This is a genomic window from Streptomyces qinglanensis (assembly GCF_900111245.1).
Lineage (GTDB): Bacteria > Actinomycetota > Actinomycetes > Streptomycetales > Streptomycetaceae > Streptomyces > Streptomyces qinglanensis.
The window spans coordinates 84542-103762 of the sequence record NZ_FOGO01000013.1 but is presented as its reverse complement, the minus strand read 5'-3'; the positions used below and the strand labels follow the sequence as shown (position 1 = coordinate 103762).

Genomic DNA, 19221 nt, shown 5'->3' with positions numbered 1-19221 from the left:
ATGAAGTCAATAGGTCGGCTTCTGCGACTCAGAGCACACGAAGCGAGATCATCGTTCGACTTGTGAAGAGTGGTACCCGTCTCCGGCCGCCTCGCCGACCGCTCAGGACAGCCGCTGGCTGATCACCTTGGAGACGCCGTCGCCCTGCATGGAGACCCCGTAGAGCGCGTCGGCCACCTCCATCGTGCGCTTCTGATGGGTGATCACGATCAGCTGGGAGCTGTCCTTGAGCTCCTCCATGATCCGGATCAGCCGCTGCAGATTGGTGTCGTCCAGCGCCGCCTCGACCTCGTCCATCACATAGAACGGGCTGGGCCGGGCCTTGAAGATCGACACCAGCAGCGCGACCGCCGTCAGGGACCGCTCGCCGCCCGAGAGCAGCGAGAGCCGCTTGACCTTCTTGCCCGGCGGCCGGGCCTCCACGTCCACACCCGTGGACAGCATGTCGCCCGGGTCGGTGAGCACCAGCCGGCCCTCGCCGCCGGGGAACAGCCGCGCGAAGACACCTTCGAACTCGCGCGCGGTGTCGTGGTACGCCTCCGTGAAGACCTGCTCGACCCGCTCGTCGACCTCCTTGACGACCTGCAGCAGGTCGGCACGCGTCTTCTTCAGGTCCTCGAGCTGCTCGCTCAGGAACTGGTGCCGCTCCTCGAGCGCAGCGAACTCCTCCAGCGCCAGCGGGTTGACCTTCCCCAGCTTCTGGTAGGCCCGCTCGGCCGCCTTGAGCCGCTTCTCCTGCTCGGCCCGGACGAAGGGGACCGGCGTGTTCCGCGGATGCTCCGGGTCCTCGGGCAGCTCCTCGCCCTCCGCCGGCGGGGACGGCGGGACCGGCTGGTCGGGGCCGTAGTCGCGGACCAGCCCCGCGGGCTCGACGCCCAGCTCCTCCAGCGCCTTGGTCTCCAACTGCTCGATGCGCATCCGCTTCTCGGCGCCGAGCACCTCGCCGCGGTGCACCGAGTCGGTGAGCTTGTCCAACTCCTCCTTGAGCCCCCGGCCCCGTCCCCGCTCGTCGGCCAGCGTCCGCTCGCGCTCCGCCTTGGTCCGCTCGACCTCCTCGCGCTCCTGCCCGGCCCGCTCCAGCGACGCCTCGACATGGGCGAGCAGCTGCCGCGCCCCGTCCGCGACGGCCCGTGCGACCTCCGCCTCGTGGCGCAGCCGCGCCCGGCGCTCCTCGGCCCGGGCCCGGGCCTCGCGCTCGGCGCGGGCGCCCCGGTCCAGGGAGTCGGCCCGCCCGGCGATCGCCTTGACCCGCTCCTCGTGCGTACGGACCTGGAGGCGGGCCTCCATCTCGGTCTGCCGCGCGTTGGCGCCGTCGGCCGCGAGCCGGTCACGGACCGAGGTGTCGGGGTCCTCGGCGCCCTCCGCCTCCTGCGCCTCCTCGGCCGAGGCCAGGCTCTCGGCCAGCTCCTCGGCCTCCTGGCGGGCCGCGGCGAGCGCCTCCTGCGCCTTGGCGACCGCGGCCGCGGCGCGCTCGGCCTCGCCCTGAGCCGCCCGGGCCTGCCCCGCGAGGGTGCCCACCCGGCCGGCGACCCGGGACTTCTCCCGCTCGGCGCTGCTCCTGCGGGCCGCGCTCTCCTCCAGTTCCGCGGCGCGCGCCCGGCGCTCCGCGGCGGCCCGGTCCTGCTCTGCGGCGAGCTGCTCGCAGCGGTCCTCCAGCTCGGTGAGCTGCGCGGCCGCCTCGTCCACCGCGGCCTGGGCCTCCAGCAGGGAGGGCGCGCCCTCCGATCCGCCGCCGGCGCGGTGGGCGGAGAGGAGGTCGCCCTGCGCGGTGACCGCGGTGTGCTCCGGGTGCGCTCTGACGACCGCTTCCGCCGCCTCCAGGGTGTCGACCACGACGGTGCGGCCGAGGAGTTGCTCCACAGCCGGGCGGAGCCGCTCGGGCACGGTCACCAGCGCGACGGCCGGGGTGCCCGCGGAGGGGGCACCGGGATGTCCCCGGGTGTCCCCGGTGCCCGGCCCCCTGTCGCCGGCCACCAGCAGCGTCGCGCGGCCGGCGTCCTCCTTGCGCAGCAGCCGCAGCGCCTCGGCGGCCGTCGACACGTCCGCCACGGCCACCGCGTCGGCGGCCGCGCCGAGGGCGGCCGCTATCGGCAGCTCGTGGCCCGCGGTCACGGTCAGCAGCTCGGCCGCCGGGCCCAGCAGGCCGGTGAGCCGGTCCTTGGCCGCCAGCAGCGCCGCGGTGCCGTCCTTGCGGCGCAGGTTCAGCGCCAGCGTGTCGTGGCGGGCCGCGGTCGCTGCCCGCTCGCGCTCCGCCGCGGTGAGCGCGTCGCGGGCGGAGCCGAGGACCCGCTCGGCCTCGGCCAGTTCGCGCTTGGCCTCCTCGTGCCGGTCCGCGAGCCGCACGTCGCCCTCGTCGAGGCCGTCGGCCTCGCCGCGCAGCTCCTCGTACTCGGTCTGGGCCTGCTCGGCGCGGTGGAGGGCCTCGTCGCGCGCGGCGGCGAGGCGCTCGATCTCGGACTCGGCCGAGGCGGCGCGGCTGCGCGCGGCCCCCGCCTTGCCGCGCAGCCGCTCCAGGCTCTCCCGGCGGTCGGCGAGCGCGCGTGCCGCGTCCCGGAGCCGGCGCTCCTCCTGCTCCAGCCGCCGCTCCAGCTCCGCACGGTGCGCGACCGTGTCCTCCAGCGCGGTGCTCGCGGCCTCCAACGCGGCCTCCAGCTCGGCCTCCTGCTCCCGGATCCGGGCCGCCTCGCGCTCCATCTCCTCCGGGTCCCGGCCCCTGCGCTCCTCCGCCTGGGGGGCGGCCGCGTGCTGGACGCGCTGATCGGCCAGACCGATGGTGCCCCGCACCCGCTCGGCCAGCCGGGAGAGTTCGTACCAGGTCTGCTGGGCCCGCTCCAGCCGGGGCGCCAGGGTGCGGACCTGCTGCTCCAGGTCGGCCTCGCGGCGCTGGGCCTCCCGCAGCTCGGCCTCGGCGGCCTGCTTGCGCTGCTTGAGCTCCGCCTCGTCGGCGACCTCGGTCCGCAGCGCCTCGCGCAGCGCGACCAGGTCGTCGGCGAGCAGCCGCAGCCGCGCATCGCGCAGGTCCGCCTGGATGACCTGGGCCTTGCGGGCCACGGCCGCCTGCCGCCCGAGCGGCTTGAGCTGGCGGCGCAGCTCGTCGGTGAGGTCCTGGACGCGGGAGAGGTTCGCCTGCATGGCGTCCAGCTTCCGCAGCGCCTTCTCCTTGCGCTTGCGGTGCTTGAGGACGCCCGCCGCCTCCTCGATGAAGGCGCGCCGCCCGGTCGGGTCGGCGTGCAGGACGCCGTCGAGCTGGCCCTGGCCGACGATGACGTGCATCTCGCGGCCGATGCCGGAGTCGGAGAGCAGCTCCTGCATGTCCAGCAGCCGGCAGGTGTCGCCGTTGATCTGGTACTCGCTGCCCCCGTTGCGGAACATGATCCGGGTGAGGGTGACTTCGGAGTAGTCGATGGGCAGCGCGCCGTCGGCGTTGTCGATGGTCAGCGAGACCTCGGCGCGGCCCAGCGGTGGGCGGCCCGTGGTCCCGGCGAAGATGACGTCCTCCATCTTGCCGCCGCGCAGGGACTTGGCACCCTGCTCCCCCATCACCCAGGAGAGGGCGTCGACCACGTTGGACTTGCCCGAGCCGTTGGGGCCGACGACGCAGGTGATGCCGGGCTCGAAGCGCAGCGTCGTGGCGGAGGCGAAGGACTTGAATCCCCGCAGTGTCAGGCTCTTGAGGTGCACGCGTCCGGACCCTACCGAGGGAGGCCGCAGGATGTCGCGCCGACGGCGCCGAAGCGACGGGAAGGGTTTCGCGCGGGGGTTTCACCTGGAGGGGGCGGGGGCAGATCAGACGTAACGCATCGCGCCACGATGAGCACACACCCCACACACCAGCGGATCACCAGGAGACAAAAACTAAGGGACGCCGAAGCGTCCCTTGAGATTTCCGACTACGGCTGTCCTGCTCAGCCCGTCCTGCCCGGCGGGCGAGGATCAGGTCAGCGCAGGCTCGGCCGTCTTCACGTCGAGGTCTTCGAACACCGAGTCGTGGTGCCGGGCGGCGGCGGACAGAGCGTCGTTCTCAGCCTGCATCCGAACGAGCTCGGATTCCAGGTCCTGGACACGCTGCTGCAGCCGTCGCATCTCGGCGAGCACTCGGGGGTCGTAGCCGCCGACGTGACCGAGAAGCGCCTTTGCCATGATGGATGGTCCTCCACACTGAGTGACCGACCGTGGATGTGGTGGGTCGTGAGGGAATCGCACCGTTGAGGGTCTGCTCTGGACTTTTGCTAAAGGTTCTCTGGATCAAACAGCTCAGGTGCGCGGGGTTTCAGGATCTCACCAAATGGTTTGACGGTCAACACGATCACACGTAGCTACCCCCGGGCCTGTTTCGGCTCGACGGCGTCCGGCGCCGGAGGCGGCTGTCCCGCGGGGGCGGATGGAAGATCCACGTCGCTCACTCGTTGCGGAAGCTTTGCATGGTGGAGCGCGATTGGCAACTGTTGTGGATCACCGAATCGCGAAGCCGCGATACCCCCCGCGGGGTGTGTCCCAGATCTCGGTGACGCCGTCGACGCGCCCGGGCGTGTCCCCGCTCCGCAGCCACTCCAGCAGGTGTCCGCAGTCGGCGCGGGTGCCCTCGGCGACGATCTGCACCCGGCCGTCGCCGAGGTTCAGCGCGAAGCCGACGAGCCGGCCGATCCGCAGCGCCGCCGCGCGGGTGAACCAGCGGAAGCCGACCCCCTGCACCTCCCCGCGCACCCAGGCGGTCAGCCGCGCGGGCTCCTCGGGCCGTACCCTGTCGGGCTCTTCGGCGAACTGCTCGGCGAACTGCTCACTCATCTGTTCACTCAGCTGTTCGCGCGGCGTTCCGTCCGCGTCGTCGGTCGGATTGATGGCAGCCATGGGGTGCACGCTATCCGGACAATTCCCGAGCGGATACATCAGCCCCCGTGGGGATGCCGTACATTGCCCGGCAACTCTCTTCACTTCCCGCTCACACCTGGGAGTGAAGGAAGACGGAACCTTGACGCCGTATCGCCGAGCAATGTGAGGACAGCACAGATGGGCCGCCATCGACGCGCTACCCCCACTCCAGCCGTCCCGCCGGAGTCCTCCGAGCCGCAGGCCGTACACCCCCACCGGGGCGGCAGGCGCCGCAGACGCGCAGGCACCCCCGTCCGGACCGGAGTGCTGGGCGCCTCCGCCGCGCTCGCGATGGGCACCGTCGCCGTGGCGTCCGGGCTGATACCCGCGCCCGGCGGGCTCGGCGGACCCCGGGACAGCCGGGTGCAGGCCGACGGCACCGGCCCCGCGGTCCCGCCGGTCTCCGCCACCCCCACCGACCTCGACTCCACGGCACCCCCCGGCGATGCCGACAAGAGCCCCAGCCCCAGCCCCACCCCCTCGCGGAAGAGCGAGCCCCCCTCCGGGAAGCCGACCGCCTCCCCCTCGAAGCAGGCGTCGAAGACCCCTGAGCCCACCCGCGAGGAGGAGCACGGCTCCCGCGCCGGCAGCTCCAGGCCGGACCCCGGAGGATCGGGCGGCGGCAGCACCGCCGCCGCCGACCAGGAGTCCGCCGCGGAGAGCGAGATCCTCGCGCTGGTCAACCAGGAGCGGGCCAAAGCGGGCTGCAAGCCGCTCACGGCCGACGCCGAGCTGGCGGCACTGGCCGGGGACTACAGCGAGGACATGGCGCGGCGCGGGTACTTCTCGCACACCTCACCCGACGGCAAGAGCCCCTGGGACCGCGCCGAGGCGGCCGGCGTAAGCGACCTGGGCGGCGAGAACATCGCCCGCGGCCAGGCCAACGCCCGCTCCGTGATGGACTCCTGGATGAACAGCCCCGGTCACCGGGCCAACATCCTCAACTGCGACTACCGCACCCTGGGCGTCGGCGCGCACTTCGCCGAGGGCGGCCCCTGGTGGACCCAGGACTTCGGCTTCTGAGCCCGCCCCGTGCGGACCCGGCCCCTGGATGAGCCCCTGTCCGGGCCGGACAGGGGGCGCTCCGGTTCGCGGAAGACTCTTCCCAGGGGTGTCTGACGCGCGAGCTCCGCGAAGCTTCGGTGTCCGGGGCGGAGGAGGGGCGACCGTGGCCGGATCGCTGCCGGGTCCGGCACATCGCGTCACCGGCCTGCCCGAGCGACGGAGCTAAGCCCGTGCCGGACTCGGGCGGCCGTCGCCGCGCGGGCGCGGGGGGCGCTGGCAGCGGGGGCAGAAGTAGCTGGAGCGGTTCATCCAGGCGCTGCGCCGCATCGGGGTGCCGCAGCGGCGGCAGGGCTCGTCCTCGCGGCCGTAGGCGTCCAGCGAGCGGTCGAAGTAGCCGGACTCGCCGTTGACGTTCACATAGAGGCTGTCGAAACTGGTGCCGCCCTGGGCCAGCGCGGCCGTCATCACCTCCCGCACATGTCCGACCAGCTCGGCGGTCTGCGCCCGGGTCAGGGTCGCCGTGGGGCGGTCGTAGTGCAGCCGGGAGCGCCACAGCGCCTCGTCGGCGTAGATGTTGCCGACGCCGCTGATCAGCGACTGGTCCAGCAGAGCGCGCTTGACGGTGGTACGGCGGCGGCGCAGTGCCGTGTGCAGGGCCGCCTCGTCGAAGGCGGGGTCCAGTGGGTCACGGGCGATGTGCGCGATGACGTCGGGCAGCCCGTCCTCGGCCGTCGCGTGGAGCGAGAGCCCGCCGAAAGTGCGCTGGTCGACGAAGCGCAGCTCACCGCCCGCGGCGTCCGCGAAGGTGATGCGGACCCGGAGGTGCCGCTCGTCGGGGGTGCCGGGCGGCTGGATCAGGAGCTGTCCGCTCATCCCCAGGTGGGCCAGGAGCGCGTGGGAACCGTCCTCGACGGGCAGCCACAGATACTTGCCCCGGCGCTGTGCCGGTCCGAGGCGTCGGCCCGCCAGTCGCGCGGTGAAGTCCGGCGCACCGGCCAGGTGGCGCCGGACGGCCCGCGGGTGCAGCACTTCGGTGGTGCTGATGGTGCGGCCACCCGTCCAGCGTTCCAGGCCGCGGCGGACGACCTCGACTTCCGGCAGCTCGGGCACGGGACTCCTCACGGGCAGGGCCCCGCCTGCTGGGGGCCGGAAACGCCACGGCCGCCCCGAGGAGGGCGGCCGTGCCGGACGGTGCGGTGTGCGCGGGGTCAGCGCGACGCGGCGCTGCCCTCGGTGGGCTCGGTGGGCTCGCTGCGCTGCCCGTCCGGGACGGACGGCGCCGCGGCGCCCTTGCCGGCGGCTGCGGCCTTGCCGGTCCGCGGACCGTCGCCCTCGCCCTCCGCGGCGGCCTCGGCGCGGGCCGAGATGGCGCGCCAGGCGGCCTCGGCGGCCTGCTGCTCGGCCTCCTTCTTGCTGCGTCCCGTGCCGGTGCCGTACGCGACACCACCGACGCGGGCAGCAGCCGTGAAGGTCTTCTCGTGATCGGGGCCCGTCTCGGAGACCAGGTACTCCGGGACGCCGAGTCCCTCGGCGGCCGTCAGCTCCTGCAGGCTGGTCTTCCAGTCGAGACCGGCACCGAGGTTGGAGGACCGCTCGATGAGCGGGTCGAAGAGGCGGTGCACCAGTTCGGAGGCCGCCTCCAGCTCCTGGTCGAGGTAGACGGCGCCGATGACCGCTTCCAGCGTGTCCGCGAGGATCGACGCCTTGTCCCGGCCGCCGGTGCCCTCCTCACCCCTGCCGAGGCGGATGAAAGCACCCAGGTCGAGCCCGCGGGCGACCCCCGCGAGGGCACGCGAGTTGACCACCGCGGCCCGCAGCTTCGCGAGCTGGCCCTCCGGGAGGTCCGGATGCATCCGGTAGAGGGTGTCGGTGACCACGAGTCCGAGGACCGAGTCACCGAGGAATTCCAAGCGCTCGTTGGTGGGCAGCCCGCCGTTCTCGTAGGCGTAGCTGCGGTGCGTCAGCGCACGCACCAGAAGGGCGGACTCCAGTCGGTAACCGAGCCGCCCTTCCAGAATTGCGTGCGACGAGGCCGAGTCCACCAGCTCCGCGGAGTCTCCCCCCTTCCCGGGGACGGGACTCTGCGGAGTTCCGGCGTCGGACATGGAGCCTGTCACCCGCCGATCAGACCTCGAGGACCTGACGCTTGTTGTAGGTGCCGCAGCTCGGGCACGCGATGTGCTGCTGCTTGGGCTCGCGGCAGCGCTCGCACTTCACCAGGGTGGGGACCGCAGCCTTCCACTGCGACCGGCGGTGGCGCGTGTTGCTGCGCGACATCTTCCGCTTCGGAACAGCCACGGCTACTTCTCCTGTGAGTCGTCCCCGTCGGTGCGGGGCTCGTTGTCCTTCTCGCCGTCCGGCATGGTCTCGGCGAGTCCCTGCAGTGCCGCCCACCTGATGTCGACGGCTTCTTCGTGCCTGTGGTCGGGGTCGTCCGCCAGCCGGGCCCCGCACTCGGGGCACAGGCCGGGGCAGTCCTCGCGGCACACCGGCTGCAGCGGCAGTGCGAGCACCACCGCGTCCCGCAGCACGGGTTCGAGGTCGAACAGATCGCCCTCGAGGAAGAGTGTGTCCTCGTCCTCCTCGTCCTCGCCGGGCTCCGCAACGGGGCGGCCCCGGTCGTCGGCGTCGGGATAGGAGAACATCTCCTGGAAGTCCGCTTCGACTCGCTGGTCGAGCGGCTCCAGACACTTTACGCACTCCCCCGTGAGCGGCGCACGGGCGGTACCCGTGACGAGTACCCCCTCCATGACCGACTCCAGGCGGAGGTCCAGCTCGATCGTCGCCCCGTCGGGAACCTTGATGAACTCGACACCCAGGTCGCCGGGGGACTCCACCTCGCGGGAGAGCCGCTTCATCGCACCAGGTCGCCGCCCCAGCTCGCGTGTGTCGAACACGAGGGGCGCGCGGTGGTCGAGGGGGGCGTTCAGGGCTTCCTGCTTTCTACGGGTGGGGCTGGGGCCGTGACATCCACGCACGGCCGAAGAGACAGGATACTTGACGGCTCCCTCATGGCCCAATCCGCACCCCGGGTGGCGCCGCGCCCCGCGGGCCGCCGGGATCAGCCCCCGTGGCCGTGGCGCTGCTCGTAGGCCCGGACCTGATCGATGTCGATCATGCTGGTGTCGAAGAGGCTGGTCTCGTCGAGCTGCTGCTGCGGCGGCTGCTGGTAGTGCTGCTGCTGGGGCTGCTGATAGTAGCCGTCCTGCTGCTGGCCGTAGCCGTAGGGGTCGTGCTGCTGCTGCGCGTAGTACGGATCCTGCTGCGCCTGCTGGGCGTAGGCGTAGGGATCGTGCTGCTGCCCCCCGTCGTAGGGCATCTGCTGCTGCGCGTAGTAAGGGTCCTGCGGCTGCGCCGGGCTGTAGGAGGGCTGCGGCGGCTGCGCGGGCTGCGGCGGCTGGGGCTGCTCGTCCTGCGTCGCCCGCGCCGCCGGGTCGGTGTGCGCGAGCCCGGCCAGGTAGTCGGCGTCGCTGGTGTGCTGCGCGAAGCCCTCGGCACCGTCCTGCGCCGCCATGTGCGCGGCCAGCTCGTCGATGGGCTCGTGGCCGTGCAGCTTGAGCCGGCCGCGTCCCACGGCCTCCAGCGTCTTGGTGAGCACCGCCGAGACCGAACCGAGCCGCGCCTCGACATAGCTGTCGGCCCGGCGCTGCAGCTCGCGGGGGTCGCCGGTGCGCTCGGGCGCCTCGTGCGCGTACTCCTCGTGCCACTCCTCGGCACCGGGCCCGCTGCCCAGCAGCTTCTCCCGGCCGCGCTCGACGGAGCCGATGGTCTTGGAGAGCACGGCTTCGAAGTTGGCGAGCTTGCTGTCGACGTAGTCGTCGGCCTCGACCCGGATCTCGCCCGCCTCCCGGCGGGCCTCGGCCAGGATGCGGTCGGCCTCCTCCTGCGCGCGCCGGGCCACTTCCGTGCCGGCCACCAGCGCCGCGCGCTCGCCCTGGGCCACCTCGATGACGCGCTGCGCCTCCTGGTGGGCCTCGGCCACCACCTGCTCGCGGCCGCCGATCACCTCGCGCGCCTCGGCCAGGGAGCCGGGCAGCGCCTGGCGCACTTCCTCGAGCTTGGCGAGCAACTCTGCCCGGTTGACCACGCAGGAGGCGGACATGGGCATCGAGCGCGCGCCGTCGACGGTCGCCACGATCTCGTCGAGTTTCTGCTGTACGTCCACGCAGGTGACTGTACGACCCGTGGGCGCGGGCCTGTTACTCCTTCCCGGAAGCCGGCCGGTCCGGGCAGGTCAGCACCGTCCGGGTCCTGGACGCATACGCCCCCGGGGACGGTGCGGGTCCGCATCCCGGGGGCTGCGGCCCGGCGCACGTCAGGGCTTGGTGAGACGTTCGGCCAGCGCCCGGTCGACGGCCTCGGGGACGAGATGCGAGACGTCGCCGCCCCAGGTGGCGACCTCCTTGACAAGGCTGGAGGAGAGGAAGCTGTAGGTGGGATTGGTCGGGACGAAGAGCGTCTCGACGCCGGAGAGGCCGTTGTTCATCTGCGCCATCTGCAGCTCGTAGTCGAAGTCGCTGACCGCGCGCAGCCCCTTGACGATGGCGGGGATGTCCCGCTCCTTGCAGAAGTCGACCAGCAGCCCGTGGAACGCCTCGACCTCGACGTTCCCGAAGGCTTCGGTGACCTGGCGGATCAGGTCGATGCGCTCGTCGACCGCGAAGAGCCCCTTCTTGGACTTGTTGATCATCACGGCGACATGCACCGTGTCGTACAGCCGGGAAGCGCGCTCGATGATGTCGAGGTGGCCATTGGTGATGGGGTCGAACGACCCCGGGCAGACTGCGCGGCGCACTGGCACTTCCTCGCTCTCCTCACGGCGGGCGCGGGGCCCTGCCTCAGGTGATCTCAGCATGACGCGGGAGTAACTTCCCGCGCGGCGGCGCGACCGTACCAAAGCGTTCCCTCGCCGTAGCGACGGGATCTGAGTCCCTCGAAACCCTCCGGCCAGCGGAAATCGCCGCCCCTGGTGCTGCGCTCCACGGTGGCCAGCGCGGCGGGCGCCAGCCAGCCCCTGGCCCGGAGTGTGAGGAGTGTCTCCTGCAGCTCGTCGTCGGCCATCGCGTACGGCGGATCGAGAAAGACCAGGTCGAACGGGGTCGAAGGCGGTTCACCTGCGAGCACCTGAGCCGCCTTGCCGGAGCGCACCTCGGCCCCGGCCAACCCCAGCGCCCGCACGTTCTCCTTGACGGTGCGCACGGCACGCGGATCCGCCTCGACGAGCAGCACCTGCCCGGCTCCCCGGGACAGCGCCTCCAGCCCGACGGCACCCGAGCCGGCGAACAGGTCCAGCACCCGCAGGCCCTGCCAGCCCGCGGCGCCTCCGAGCTGGGACTCCCAACTGGAGAACAGGCCCTCGCGGGCCCGGTCGGAGGTGGGGCGGGTGCCGGTGCCCGGCGGGACGGCCAGCCGTCGCCCGCCTGCGGCGCCGGCGATGACGCGGGTCATGGGTGCGGATCCTCTGTGTGGGGTGCGTGCTCGGCATCAGGATCCCATGCGGGGTCCGGCGCCGCGTGGCCTCGGTCAGCCCTTGTCGAGGTACTCCTCCCGCTCCTCGTCCAGCAGCGCGTCCAGCGCGGTGCGCAGCTCGGGATGGTCCGCCAGCTCCGGGTCGGCCGCGACCAACGCGGTGGCCTCGTCGCGGGCCGCGGCGATGATCTCCTCGTCGTCGATGACGGCGAGCATCCGCAGCGAGGAGCGCACGCCGGACTGCGCCTGGCCCAGGACATCGCCCTCGCGGCGCTGTTCGAGGTCGATGCGGGAGAGCTCGAAGCCGTCGAGGGTGGCCGCGACGGCCTCCAGCCGGGTCCGCGCGGGGGACTCCTGCGGCATGTCCGTCACCAGCAGGCACAGCCCCGGTGCCGTGCCCCGGCCGACCCGGCCGCGCAACTGGTGCAGTTGCGAGACGCCGAACCGGTCGGCGTCCATGACCACCATGCCGGTCGCGTTGGGCACGTTCACCCCGACCTCGATGACGGTGGTGGCGACCAGCACGTCCACCTCGCCCGCGGCGAACCGCCGCATCACCTCGTCCTTGGCCTCCGGCTGCATCCGCCCGTGCAGGGCCGCCACCCGGAGTCCGGCCAGCGGACCGGAGGCGAGCTGCTCGGCGACGTCCAGGACGGCCAGCGGCGGACGCTTCTCCTCGCTGTCGGCGCCCTCGTCCTCCGCGGAACCGCCCGGCTCCTCCTCGTCGGCGGCCCGTCTGCGGCCGCCGGCCTTGCCGCCCGCGTCCTCGTCGTCGCCGATCCGGGGGCAGACCACATAGGTCTGGTGGCCCGCCTCCGCCTCCTCGCGCACCCGCTCCCAGGCGCGGGCGAGGAAGTGCGGCTTGTCCCTGACCGGGACGACATGGGTGGCGATCGGGGACCGCCCGGCGGGGAGCTGGTCCAGTACGGAGGTCTCCAGGTCGCCGAAGACGGTCATGGCGACGGTCCGGGGGATGGGGGTCGCGGTCATGACCAGCAGGTGCGGAGTGCGCTTCTCCCCCTGGGCGTGGCCGCCCTTGGAGCGCAGCGCGTCCCGCTGTTCGACGCCGAACCGGTGCTGCTCGTCCACGACCACCAGCCCCAGGTCGTGAAAGCCCACCTTGTCCTCGATCAGCGCGTGGGTGCCGACCACGATGCCCGCCTCGCCGGTCGTCAGGTCCAGCAGGGCCCGGCGCCGGGCCGCGGTGCCCATCGAGCCGGTCAGCAGCACCACCTTGGTGCCCTGCTCGGCGCCGCCGAGCATGCCGCCCTCCGCGAGTTCGCCCATCATCTCGGTGATGGACCGGTGATGCTGCTGGGCCAGCACCTCGGTGGGCGCCAGCATCGCCGCCTGGCCACCCGCGTCGACGGTGGCGAGCATCGCCCGCAGCGCCACCAGTGTCTTGCCGGAGCCGACTTCGCCCTGCAGGAGCCGGTGCATGGGGTGCACGGTGGCCAGATCGGCGAAGATCTCCCGGCTGACCTCGTGCTGCCCGTCGGTGAGGGTGAACGGCAGCCGCGCGTCGAAGGCGTCCAGCAGCCCACCGGCGGCCGGCCGGCGCGGTACGGCGGGCAGTTCGGTCTCCTTGGCGCGGCGCCGGGCGAGGGCGACCTGCAGGACGAACGCCTCGTCCCACTTGAGCCGCGAGCGGGCCTCTGCGATGTCCGTCCTGCCGCTCGGCCGGTGGATCTTCTCCAGCGCCTCGGCGAGCGGGACGAGGCCGCGCTGCGCGCGCAGCGGCTCGGGCAGCGGGTCGGCCAGGCCCTGCCAGGCGGTGGCCTCCAGCGCGTCGAGCACCGTGCCGACGGACTGCTCGATGTTCCAGGAGGAGAGCTGCTTGCACGCCGGGTACAGCGGCAGCACGGCGCCCGCGAACCGCGCGACGGTCTGCTCGTCGCTCTCCTCGTCCAGGAGCTTGTAGTCCGGGTGGGAGAGCTGGAGCTTGCGGTTGAAGACCCCGACCTTCCCGGCGAACAGGCCGCGCTTGCCGGGCAGCAGCTGCCGCTGGTGGTAGTGGACCGAGCGGCCGAAGAAGACGAGTTGGAGCCGGCCGCTGCCGTCGGTCAGCGTGACCTCCAGACGCTGGCCCCGACCGTGGTTGAACTTGTGCACGCGCGCGTCGTGGATCCGGGCGACGACGGTGACGTGCTCGTCCAGCGGCAGCTCGGACAGCCGCGTCAGCTCGCCGCGCTCGGCGTACCGGCGCGGGTAGTGGTGCAGCAGGTCGCCGACCGTGCGCAGCCCGAGGTGCTCGGACATCGCCTTCGCGGTGTTTCCGCCGAGCAGCGCCTTCAGCGGCTCCTGGAGGGGTTCGCTTCGCCTGGTTTCTGTCGAGGGCACGGCTCCATCCTGCCGGACGGGGGTGACAGGGCCGGTGCCACGCGCCAGGAGCGCGGACTGTGGCGGCTATTCGACCCCGATCAGCAGCTCCGCCTCGTGCTGCCGGCCCTCGTGGACGACGGTGTCGACGGCCAGGTGGCACTCGCGTACATGGCGCTCCAGCGCCGCTGCCAGCCCCGCGGGGGCGTCCGCGCCGAGAACGAGGGTGACCAGTTCGCCGCCCGCCGCCAGCATCCGGTCGAGCACCTCGGTGGCGACCCGCTCGGTCCCGCTCCCGATCAGCGCGACGTCGCCGTCCACCAGGCCGAGCACGTCGCCCGCCTGGCAGATCCCGGCGCTGGTCCACGAGCGGCGTTCGGCGACGGTCACCTCTGCGTACCGGGTGGCCCCGGCGGCCGAGGTCATGGTGACGACGTCCTCGTCGAAGCGGCGGTCCGGCTGGTGCACGGCCAGGGCCGCCAGGCCCTGGACGGCGGCGCGGGTGGGGATGACGGCGCACCGGATGCCGGCCGCCCGGACGGTGTCGGCGGCCCGGGCGGCCACGGGGTGGAGTCCGCTGTCGTTGGGCAGCAGCGCGACCTCGCCGGCTCCGGTCGCCCGCACCGCCGCCACCAGCGCTCCCTCGCCAATGCCGCCAACGCTGCCAACGCTGCCAACGGCACCCACAGCACGCACGTCGTCCGCGCCCCCCATGGCGGCCGCGGCGTCGATGGCGGACAGCACCGCGGCGCCGGCCCGCCGGCACAGCGCGGCCAGCCCCTCACCCGGCACGACGGCGACGACGGCCCGCGCTCCGGGGTCCGGGCCCTGCTCGGGCCCCTCCGCGGCGCACCGCGGTCCGCCCGGCGCCCCGTCCCCGGCCCCGGCCATCGGCAGGTGGGTGATCCGGATGCGGTGCGGGCGCCCCGCGGCCAGGCCCGCCTCCACGGCGGCTCCGGCGTCGGCGACGTGCACGTGGACGCTCCACAGGCCCTCCCCGCCGCCGACGACCAGGGAGTCGCCGAGCGGGTCCAGCCGGGCCCGGAGCGCGTCGACGGCCGCGGGGTCCTCGGCCGCCAGCAGGTACATCACCTCGAACTCCGGGCGGAAGGGCGGCTGCGGCGAGCCGTCGGCCGGAAGGGCCGCTGGGGCGGCCGAGGCCCCCGGAGCGACCGGGCCGGCAGGGGCCGCGGACGGCTCTCCGGTGGCCGCGGCGGGTTCCCCGCCGGGTACCTGCTCACCCAGTGCCGCCCACAGCGCGGTCAGCAGCACGGTCAGCCCGAGTCCGCCCGCGTCCACCACACCGGCCCGGGCCAGCGCCTCCAGCCGGTCGGGGGTGGCGTCCAGCGCGCGCCGCGCCGCGGCCACGGGGTCGTCCCCGGCCTCGGCCGCAGCGGCGGCGGCCTCCGCCACCGTCAGCATCGTCCCCTCCACGGGGTGCGCGACGGCGGCGTACGCAGCGCTCGCCCCGCCCCGGAGGGCATCGGACAGCCGCTCGGCGGGGGGACCGTCCGCCTCGCCGAGGCCCTGCGCCATACCGCGCAGATACTCGGCGAGGATCGCCCCGGAGTTGCCCCTGGCCGCCAGGAGCGCGGCCCGGGCCATGGCGCGCAGCACGGCTCCGGCGCCCGGCTCCCCGTCCGCCGCACCGTCCGCCGCCTCGCCTGCACCGTCGCGGGCCGGGAGCGCCTCGCAGGCGGCTTCGAAGGTGAGGCACAGGTTGGTGCCGGTGTCGCCGTCCGCGACCGGGAAGACGTTGATGGCGTCCATCCGCGCGCAGTGGGCGCGCAGCGCCTCCCGGCCCAGGGCGCACCAGCGGCGTACCGCGGCGGCGTCGAGCGGTTGCGGCACGTGCGGGACCTCCTCCAGAGTGCTGCGGCCGGCGTGCTTCAGCCGGGGCGGACGGCCGGTGTCCGGCCGGTCGGTCCGCCGGGCGGGGCGCTGCCGGAAGGCTAGTGGGAGTCCGGACGGAATCCCAGGTCGGGACCGGAGCGGGGGCCTGGGTTTCGCTGTTCGAGACCGGCCGTTGTATGCTGCTCCGGTTGCCTGGTCCGGACGTTTTCTCTCCGGCGGGCGACGATCCCCCTGGCACAGCCGGTCATCTTGGTCTGCGTCGCCGGGATTCACCGTACGTGCATCTGAAGTCTTTGGAGTGACCCGTGGCTGCGAACTGCGACGTCTGCGGCAAGGGGCCGGAGTTCGGCAACAACATCTCCCACTCGCACCGCCGCACCCGCCGTCGCTGGAACCCGAACATCCAGCGCGTGCGTGCCGTGGTCGGCGGGACGCCGAAGCGCCTCAACGCCTGCACCTCGTGCATCAAGGCCGGCAAGGTGTCGCGCTGACGTCCTCGACGTAACGCAGCGCGGCTCACGCCGACAGCCGAACAAGGGAACCGGCCCGCCTCGTGCGGGCCGGTTCCCTTTGTGTTCCCCGTTCCCCGTTCACCGTTCGCCGTTTCGCGTTCCCCGTTCATCGTTCCGCGTTCCCCGTTCATCGTTCCCCGTTCCCGGTGGCCGGTCCGTGCTCGGCGCCGCCCCGGGCTCCCGGTGCCACACCGGACGGCCCGGGGGTGCGGCACGGCAGCCCGGGGGCCGGGCGGCGGCGACGGCGGCTCAGCCCCGTCCGCGCAGCCGCCACCCGTGATCCACCGGCCCGAGTCCGGCACCCAGCGCGAAGCCCGCCGCGATGGCGCCGGTCGTGTACTCCTTGGCCGCCCGTGCGGCCTCCGGCACCGGCAGCCCCCGGGCCAGGTACGAGGCGAGCGCGCTGGCCAGCGTGCAGCCGGTGCCGTGCGTGTGCCGGTTGTCGTGCCGGGGGGCGCGCAGCCAGTGCTCCTCGGTGCCGTCGGTCAGCAGGTCGACGGCTTCGCCGGGCAGATGGCCGCCCTTGACCAGCGCCCAGCGCGGTCCGTGCTCCAGCAGGGCGGTCGCGGCGTCGCGCAGCCCCGCTTCGCCGGTGACCTCGATGCCCGTCAACTGCGCGACCTCGTCCAGGTTGGGGGTGACGACGGTGGCGACGGGCAGCAGCCTGCCGCGCAGTGCGCCCACCGCGTCCCCGGCCAGCAGCGGGTCCCCGTGCTTGGAGACGCCCACCGGATCGACGACCACCGGCGCCGCGGTGCCGGCCAGCAGTTCGGCGACGGTCTCCACGAGGGGCGCCGAGGCCAGCATGCCGGTCTTGACCGCCTGCACCCCGATGTCGTCGGCCACGCTGCGGTACTGGGCCCTTACCGCCTCCAGCGGCAGCTCCCAACTCCCCTGCACGCCGAGCGAGTTCTGCGCGGTGACGGCGGCGATCACACTCATGCCGTGGGTACCGAGCGCGAGCATGGTCTTCAGGTCGGCCTGGATGCCGGCGCCGCCGCCGGAGTCGGACCCGGCGACGGTCAGCACCCGGGGCGGCCCGCTGCCGGTGAGGTTCACATCGTCCATGGTGCGACGGTACTCAGCGGTCCGCGTCGGGCGAGAAGTGGTCCCAGCCGCCCGCATTCGCCCAGGGGGCGCCGTCCACGGTGACCTGGGGCCGCGCGGAGGCGCCCTGCACCGAGCCGATGACGCGCCAGCGCGCGGGGAGCTTCTGCTCGCGCGGGAAGGTCGCGACGATGGCGTGGTCCTCTCCCCCGGTCAGCACCCACTGGAGCGGGTCGACGCCGACGGCCTGCCCGATGTCGGCCATCTGCGCGGGGACGTCGAGGTCGGCCGAGCGGATGTCGATGCGCACCTTGCTGGCCTCGGCGATGTGCCCGAGGTCGGCCACCAGGCCGTCGCTGACGTCGGTCATCGCGGTGGCGCCCAGCCCGGCGGCCGCGGGTCCCGCGTGATAGGGCGGCTCGGGCCTGCGGTGCGCCTCCACGAAGGCCCGGGGCGAGCGGAAGCCCCGGGAGAGCACGGCGTGCCCGGCGGCGGACCAGCCCAGCCATCCGGTGACGGCGACGACGTCCCCGGCCCGGGCCCCGGAGCGGGTGACCGGCTCCCGGTTGCGCAGATCGCCCAGCGCGGTGATGGAGACGGCGATGCTGTCGCCGCGCACCACGTCGCCGCCGACCACGGCGGAGGCGGCGACCTGGGCCTCGTCGCGGATGCCGTCCATCAGTTCGGTGGGCCAGTTGGCCGGGAGGTCCACCGGGACGATCAGGCCGAGCAGCAGCGCGGTGGGGACGGCGCCCATGGCGGCGATGTCGGCGAGGTTCTGGGCTGCGGCCTTGCGGCCCACGTCGTACGCCGTCGACCAGTCGCGCCGGAAGTGCCGCCCCTCCAGCAGGATGTCGGTGCTGGCCACGACCCGCCGGTCCGGCGCGGCCACCACGGCGGCGTCGTCCCCGGGGCCGATCCGGACGGCGGGGGTGGTGGTCAGCCGGGAGGTCAGCTCCCGGATCAGCCCGAACTCCCCCAGCGCGCCCACGGTGCCCGGCATCCGCCCCCGCGCGGGGCCGTGGGGGGCCTCCATCGCGGGCGTGGGTTCCGACGCGGTACTGCCGTTCACATCCCGCATTGCTCTGCCCCTTCACTCACATCGCTCATCGTGCACTCCCGTGCCTCGTCCACCCGCCCGGGATGCGGGTCCCGTGGTGCGCCGCGGCGGCCCCCCGGTTCCCGCTGTTCCCGCCGGTACCCGGGTGCCCCGCGCCACGAGGGCAGCCCGGTGGTCTCCCGGCGGGGCAGGTGACGCGGTACGGTGGCGTTTCTCTCTCGCCCCGCATGATCCTCGTAGCCCCCGAGGAGGTTCCGTGGTACAGGCGTACGTCTTGATCCAGACCGAGGTCGGCAAGGCTTCGACCGTCGCAGAGATCGTCTCCAAGATCCCGGGCGTGATCCAGGCCGAGGATGTAACGGGTCCGTACGACGTGATCGTGCGTGCCCGCGCGGAGACGATGGACGATCTCGGACGCATGGTGGTCGCGAAGGTGCAGCAGGTCGAGGGCATCACCCGCACCCTGACCTGCCCCATCGTCCATCTCTAGGTCCCCCGTATGCTCGCCCGGTGAGTATGCGACGCCGGACTGCTTCCTCTCGTTCCGTCTCCACCGCCCCGCTCGCGGCGGTGGCCGCGCTGGCGTCCCTGGTCGCGGCAGCCTGCTCGGTCACCGGCGAGACGGGCCCCACCCCGCCCAGCCCGTCCGGCAGGACGGCGAAGGTGTGCCGGGCACTGCACGCCGCGCTGCCGGAAAGGGTTCACGACCAGCGGCGCGGCCGGGCCGACCAGGTCTCCGACTTCACAGCCGTCTGGGGCGATCCGGCCATCGCACTGCGCTGCGGAGTGCCCGAACCCCCCGTGCTCACCCCCGGTACCGAAGAGTACAACCCCACCGCTGAGGCGGCCGACGTCAACGGGGTCTCCTGGCTGATCGAGAAGCGGGACGACGGATACCGCTTCACCACGACGGACCGCGTCGCCTACGTCGAGTTGACCGTGCCCGGCGCCTACGGGCCCGAGGCCGAGGTGCTCCCCGATCTCGCGGGCGCCGTCAAGCGCACGGTGCCCACGGAGCGGGCGGCGGAGGACAGCGCCGGGAACTGACCACCCGGGCCCCGGACACCCCGGTGTCTCTCCTGCGGG

The 19221-nt window shown here is 73.4% G+C and carries 18 protein-coding genes; 4 read left to right on the top strand and 14 right to left on the bottom strand.

Translation table 11 applies throughout. The features are described 5' to 3' along the window. Positions 1 to 102: 102 nt before the first annotated feature. The 3 genes from smc to BMX65_RS24325 all read right to left on the bottom strand — a co-directional run bounded on the left by smc (position 103) and on the right by BMX65_RS24325 (position 4785). Positions 103 to 3681, bottom strand: coding sequence for a chromosome segregation protein SMC (gene smc / locus BMX65_RS24335; protein ID WP_075002494.1), 3579 nt, complete (start codon positions 3679 to 3681; stop codon positions 103 to 105). Positions 3682 to 3933: 252 nt separating this feature from the next. Next, on the bottom strand, positions 3934 to 4140 hold the full coding sequence (locus tag BMX65_RS24330) for a hypothetical protein (protein WP_019355816.1): 207 nt from the start codon (positions 4138 to 4140) through the stop codon (positions 3934 to 3936). 312 nt (positions 4141 to 4452) lie between these two features. Beyond that, the gene (locus tag BMX65_RS24325; protein ID WP_272944200.1) at positions 4453 to 4785 is read right to left on the bottom strand and encodes an acylphosphatase; all 333 of its coding nucleotides are present in this window, start codon (positions 4783 to 4785) and stop codon (positions 4453 to 4455) included. A 222-nt stretch (positions 4786 to 5007) separates the two neighbouring features. Between BMX65_RS24325 and BMX65_RS24320 the strand changes: the two genes are divergently transcribed. Further along, positions 5008 to 5892 carry a CAP domain-containing protein gene (locus BMX65_RS24320; RefSeq protein ID WP_075002493.1) on the top strand — a complete coding sequence of 295 codons (885 nt, stop codon included), beginning with the start codon at positions 5008 to 5010 and terminating at the stop codon, positions 5890 to 5892. A 204-nt stretch (positions 5893 to 6096) separates the two neighbouring features. Here the strand turns inward: BMX65_RS24320 and mutM are convergent, their stop codons facing one another. The 9 genes from mutM to BMX65_RS24275 form a co-directional block, all read right to left on the bottom strand. Beyond that, positions 6097 to 6984, bottom strand: coding sequence for a bifunctional DNA-formamidopyrimidine glycosylase/DNA-(apurinic or apyrimidinic site) lyase (gene mutM / locus BMX65_RS24315; RefSeq protein WP_075002492.1), 888 nt, complete (start codon positions 6982 to 6984; stop codon positions 6097 to 6099). Positions 6985 to 7082: 98 nt separating this feature from the next. Beyond that, entirely contained in the window at positions 7083 to 7979 is an 897-nt protein-coding gene (gene rnc, locus BMX65_RS24310; RefSeq protein WP_075002491.1) for a ribonuclease III, read from the bottom strand. 19 nt (positions 7980 to 7998) lie between these two features. Beyond that, entirely contained in the window at positions 7999 to 8172 is a 174-nt protein-coding gene (gene rpmF, locus BMX65_RS24305) for a 50S ribosomal protein L32 (RefSeq protein WP_016470089.1), read from the bottom strand. A 2-nt stretch (positions 8173 to 8174) separates the two neighbouring features. Next, on the bottom strand, positions 8175 to 8732 hold the full coding sequence (locus BMX65_RS24300) for a YceD family protein (protein WP_019355810.1): 558 nt from the start codon (positions 8730 to 8732) through the stop codon (positions 8175 to 8177). A 203-nt stretch (positions 8733 to 8935) separates the two neighbouring features. Further along, positions 8936 to 10039, bottom strand: coding sequence for a F0F1 ATP synthase subunit B family protein (locus BMX65_RS24295; protein WP_075002489.1), 1104 nt, complete (start codon positions 10037 to 10039; stop codon positions 8936 to 8938). Between the two features lie 150 nt (positions 10040 to 10189). Beyond that, positions 10190 to 10669 carry a pantetheine-phosphate adenylyltransferase gene (gene coaD, locus BMX65_RS24290; RefSeq protein WP_079172055.1) on the bottom strand — a complete coding sequence of 160 codons (480 nt, stop codon included), beginning with the start codon at positions 10667 to 10669 and terminating at the stop codon, positions 10190 to 10192. Positions 10670 to 10722: 53 nt separating this feature from the next. Then, a complete protein-coding gene (gene rsmD / locus BMX65_RS24285; protein WP_075002487.1) occupies positions 10723 to 11322 on the bottom strand; it encodes a 16S rRNA (guanine(966)-N(2))-methyltransferase RsmD in 600 nt (199 codons plus the stop codon). A 75-nt stretch (positions 11323 to 11397) separates the two neighbouring features. Beyond that, positions 11398 to 13602 carry an ATP-dependent DNA helicase RecG gene (recG, locus tag BMX65_RS24280; protein WP_239502229.1) on the bottom strand — a complete coding sequence of 735 codons (2205 nt, stop codon included), beginning with the start codon at positions 13600 to 13602 and terminating at the stop codon, positions 11398 to 11400. Between the two features lie 147 nt (positions 13603 to 13749). Further along, on the bottom strand, positions 13750 to 15513 hold the full coding sequence (locus tag BMX65_RS24275) for a DAK2 domain-containing protein (RefSeq protein ID WP_075002485.1): 1764 nt from the start codon (positions 15511 to 15513) through the stop codon (positions 13750 to 13752). Positions 15514 to 15821: 308 nt separating this feature from the next. On the opposite strand from BMX65_RS24275, the gene rpmB reads away from it, so the two are divergent. After that, the gene (gene rpmB, locus BMX65_RS24270; protein WP_016470082.1) at positions 15822 to 16007 is read left to right on the top strand and encodes a 50S ribosomal protein L28; all 186 of its coding nucleotides are present in this window, start codon (positions 15822 to 15824) and stop codon (positions 16005 to 16007) included. 270 nt (positions 16008 to 16277) lie between these two features. On the opposite strand, the gene thiD is transcribed toward rpmB, so the two are convergent. Further along, positions 16278 to 17096, bottom strand: coding sequence for a bifunctional hydroxymethylpyrimidine kinase/phosphomethylpyrimidine kinase (thiD, locus tag BMX65_RS24265; protein ID WP_075002484.1), 819 nt, complete (start codon positions 17094 to 17096; stop codon positions 16278 to 16280). Positions 17097 to 17109: 13 nt separating this feature from the next. After that, positions 17110 to 18078 (bottom strand): thiamine-phosphate kinase, encoded by a 969-nt coding sequence (locus BMX65_RS24260; protein ID WP_075002585.1) that lies wholly within the window; start codon positions 18076 to 18078, stop codon positions 17110 to 17112. A gap of 313 nt (positions 18079 to 18391) precedes the next feature. Between BMX65_RS24260 and BMX65_RS24255 the strand changes: the two genes are divergently transcribed. Together BMX65_RS24255 and BMX65_RS24250 are read left to right on the top strand one after the other, a co-directional pair. Next, positions 18392 to 18625, top strand: coding sequence for an Lrp/AsnC family transcriptional regulator (locus BMX65_RS24255; RefSeq protein WP_019355801.1), 234 nt, complete (start codon positions 18392 to 18394; stop codon positions 18623 to 18625). Positions 18626 to 18651: 26 nt separating this feature from the next. Further along, positions 18652 to 19182 carry a DUF3515 domain-containing protein gene (locus BMX65_RS24250; protein WP_075002483.1) on the top strand — a complete coding sequence of 177 codons (531 nt, stop codon included), beginning with the start codon at positions 18652 to 18654 and terminating at the stop codon, positions 19180 to 19182. Positions 19183 to 19221: the final 39 nt, after the last annotated feature.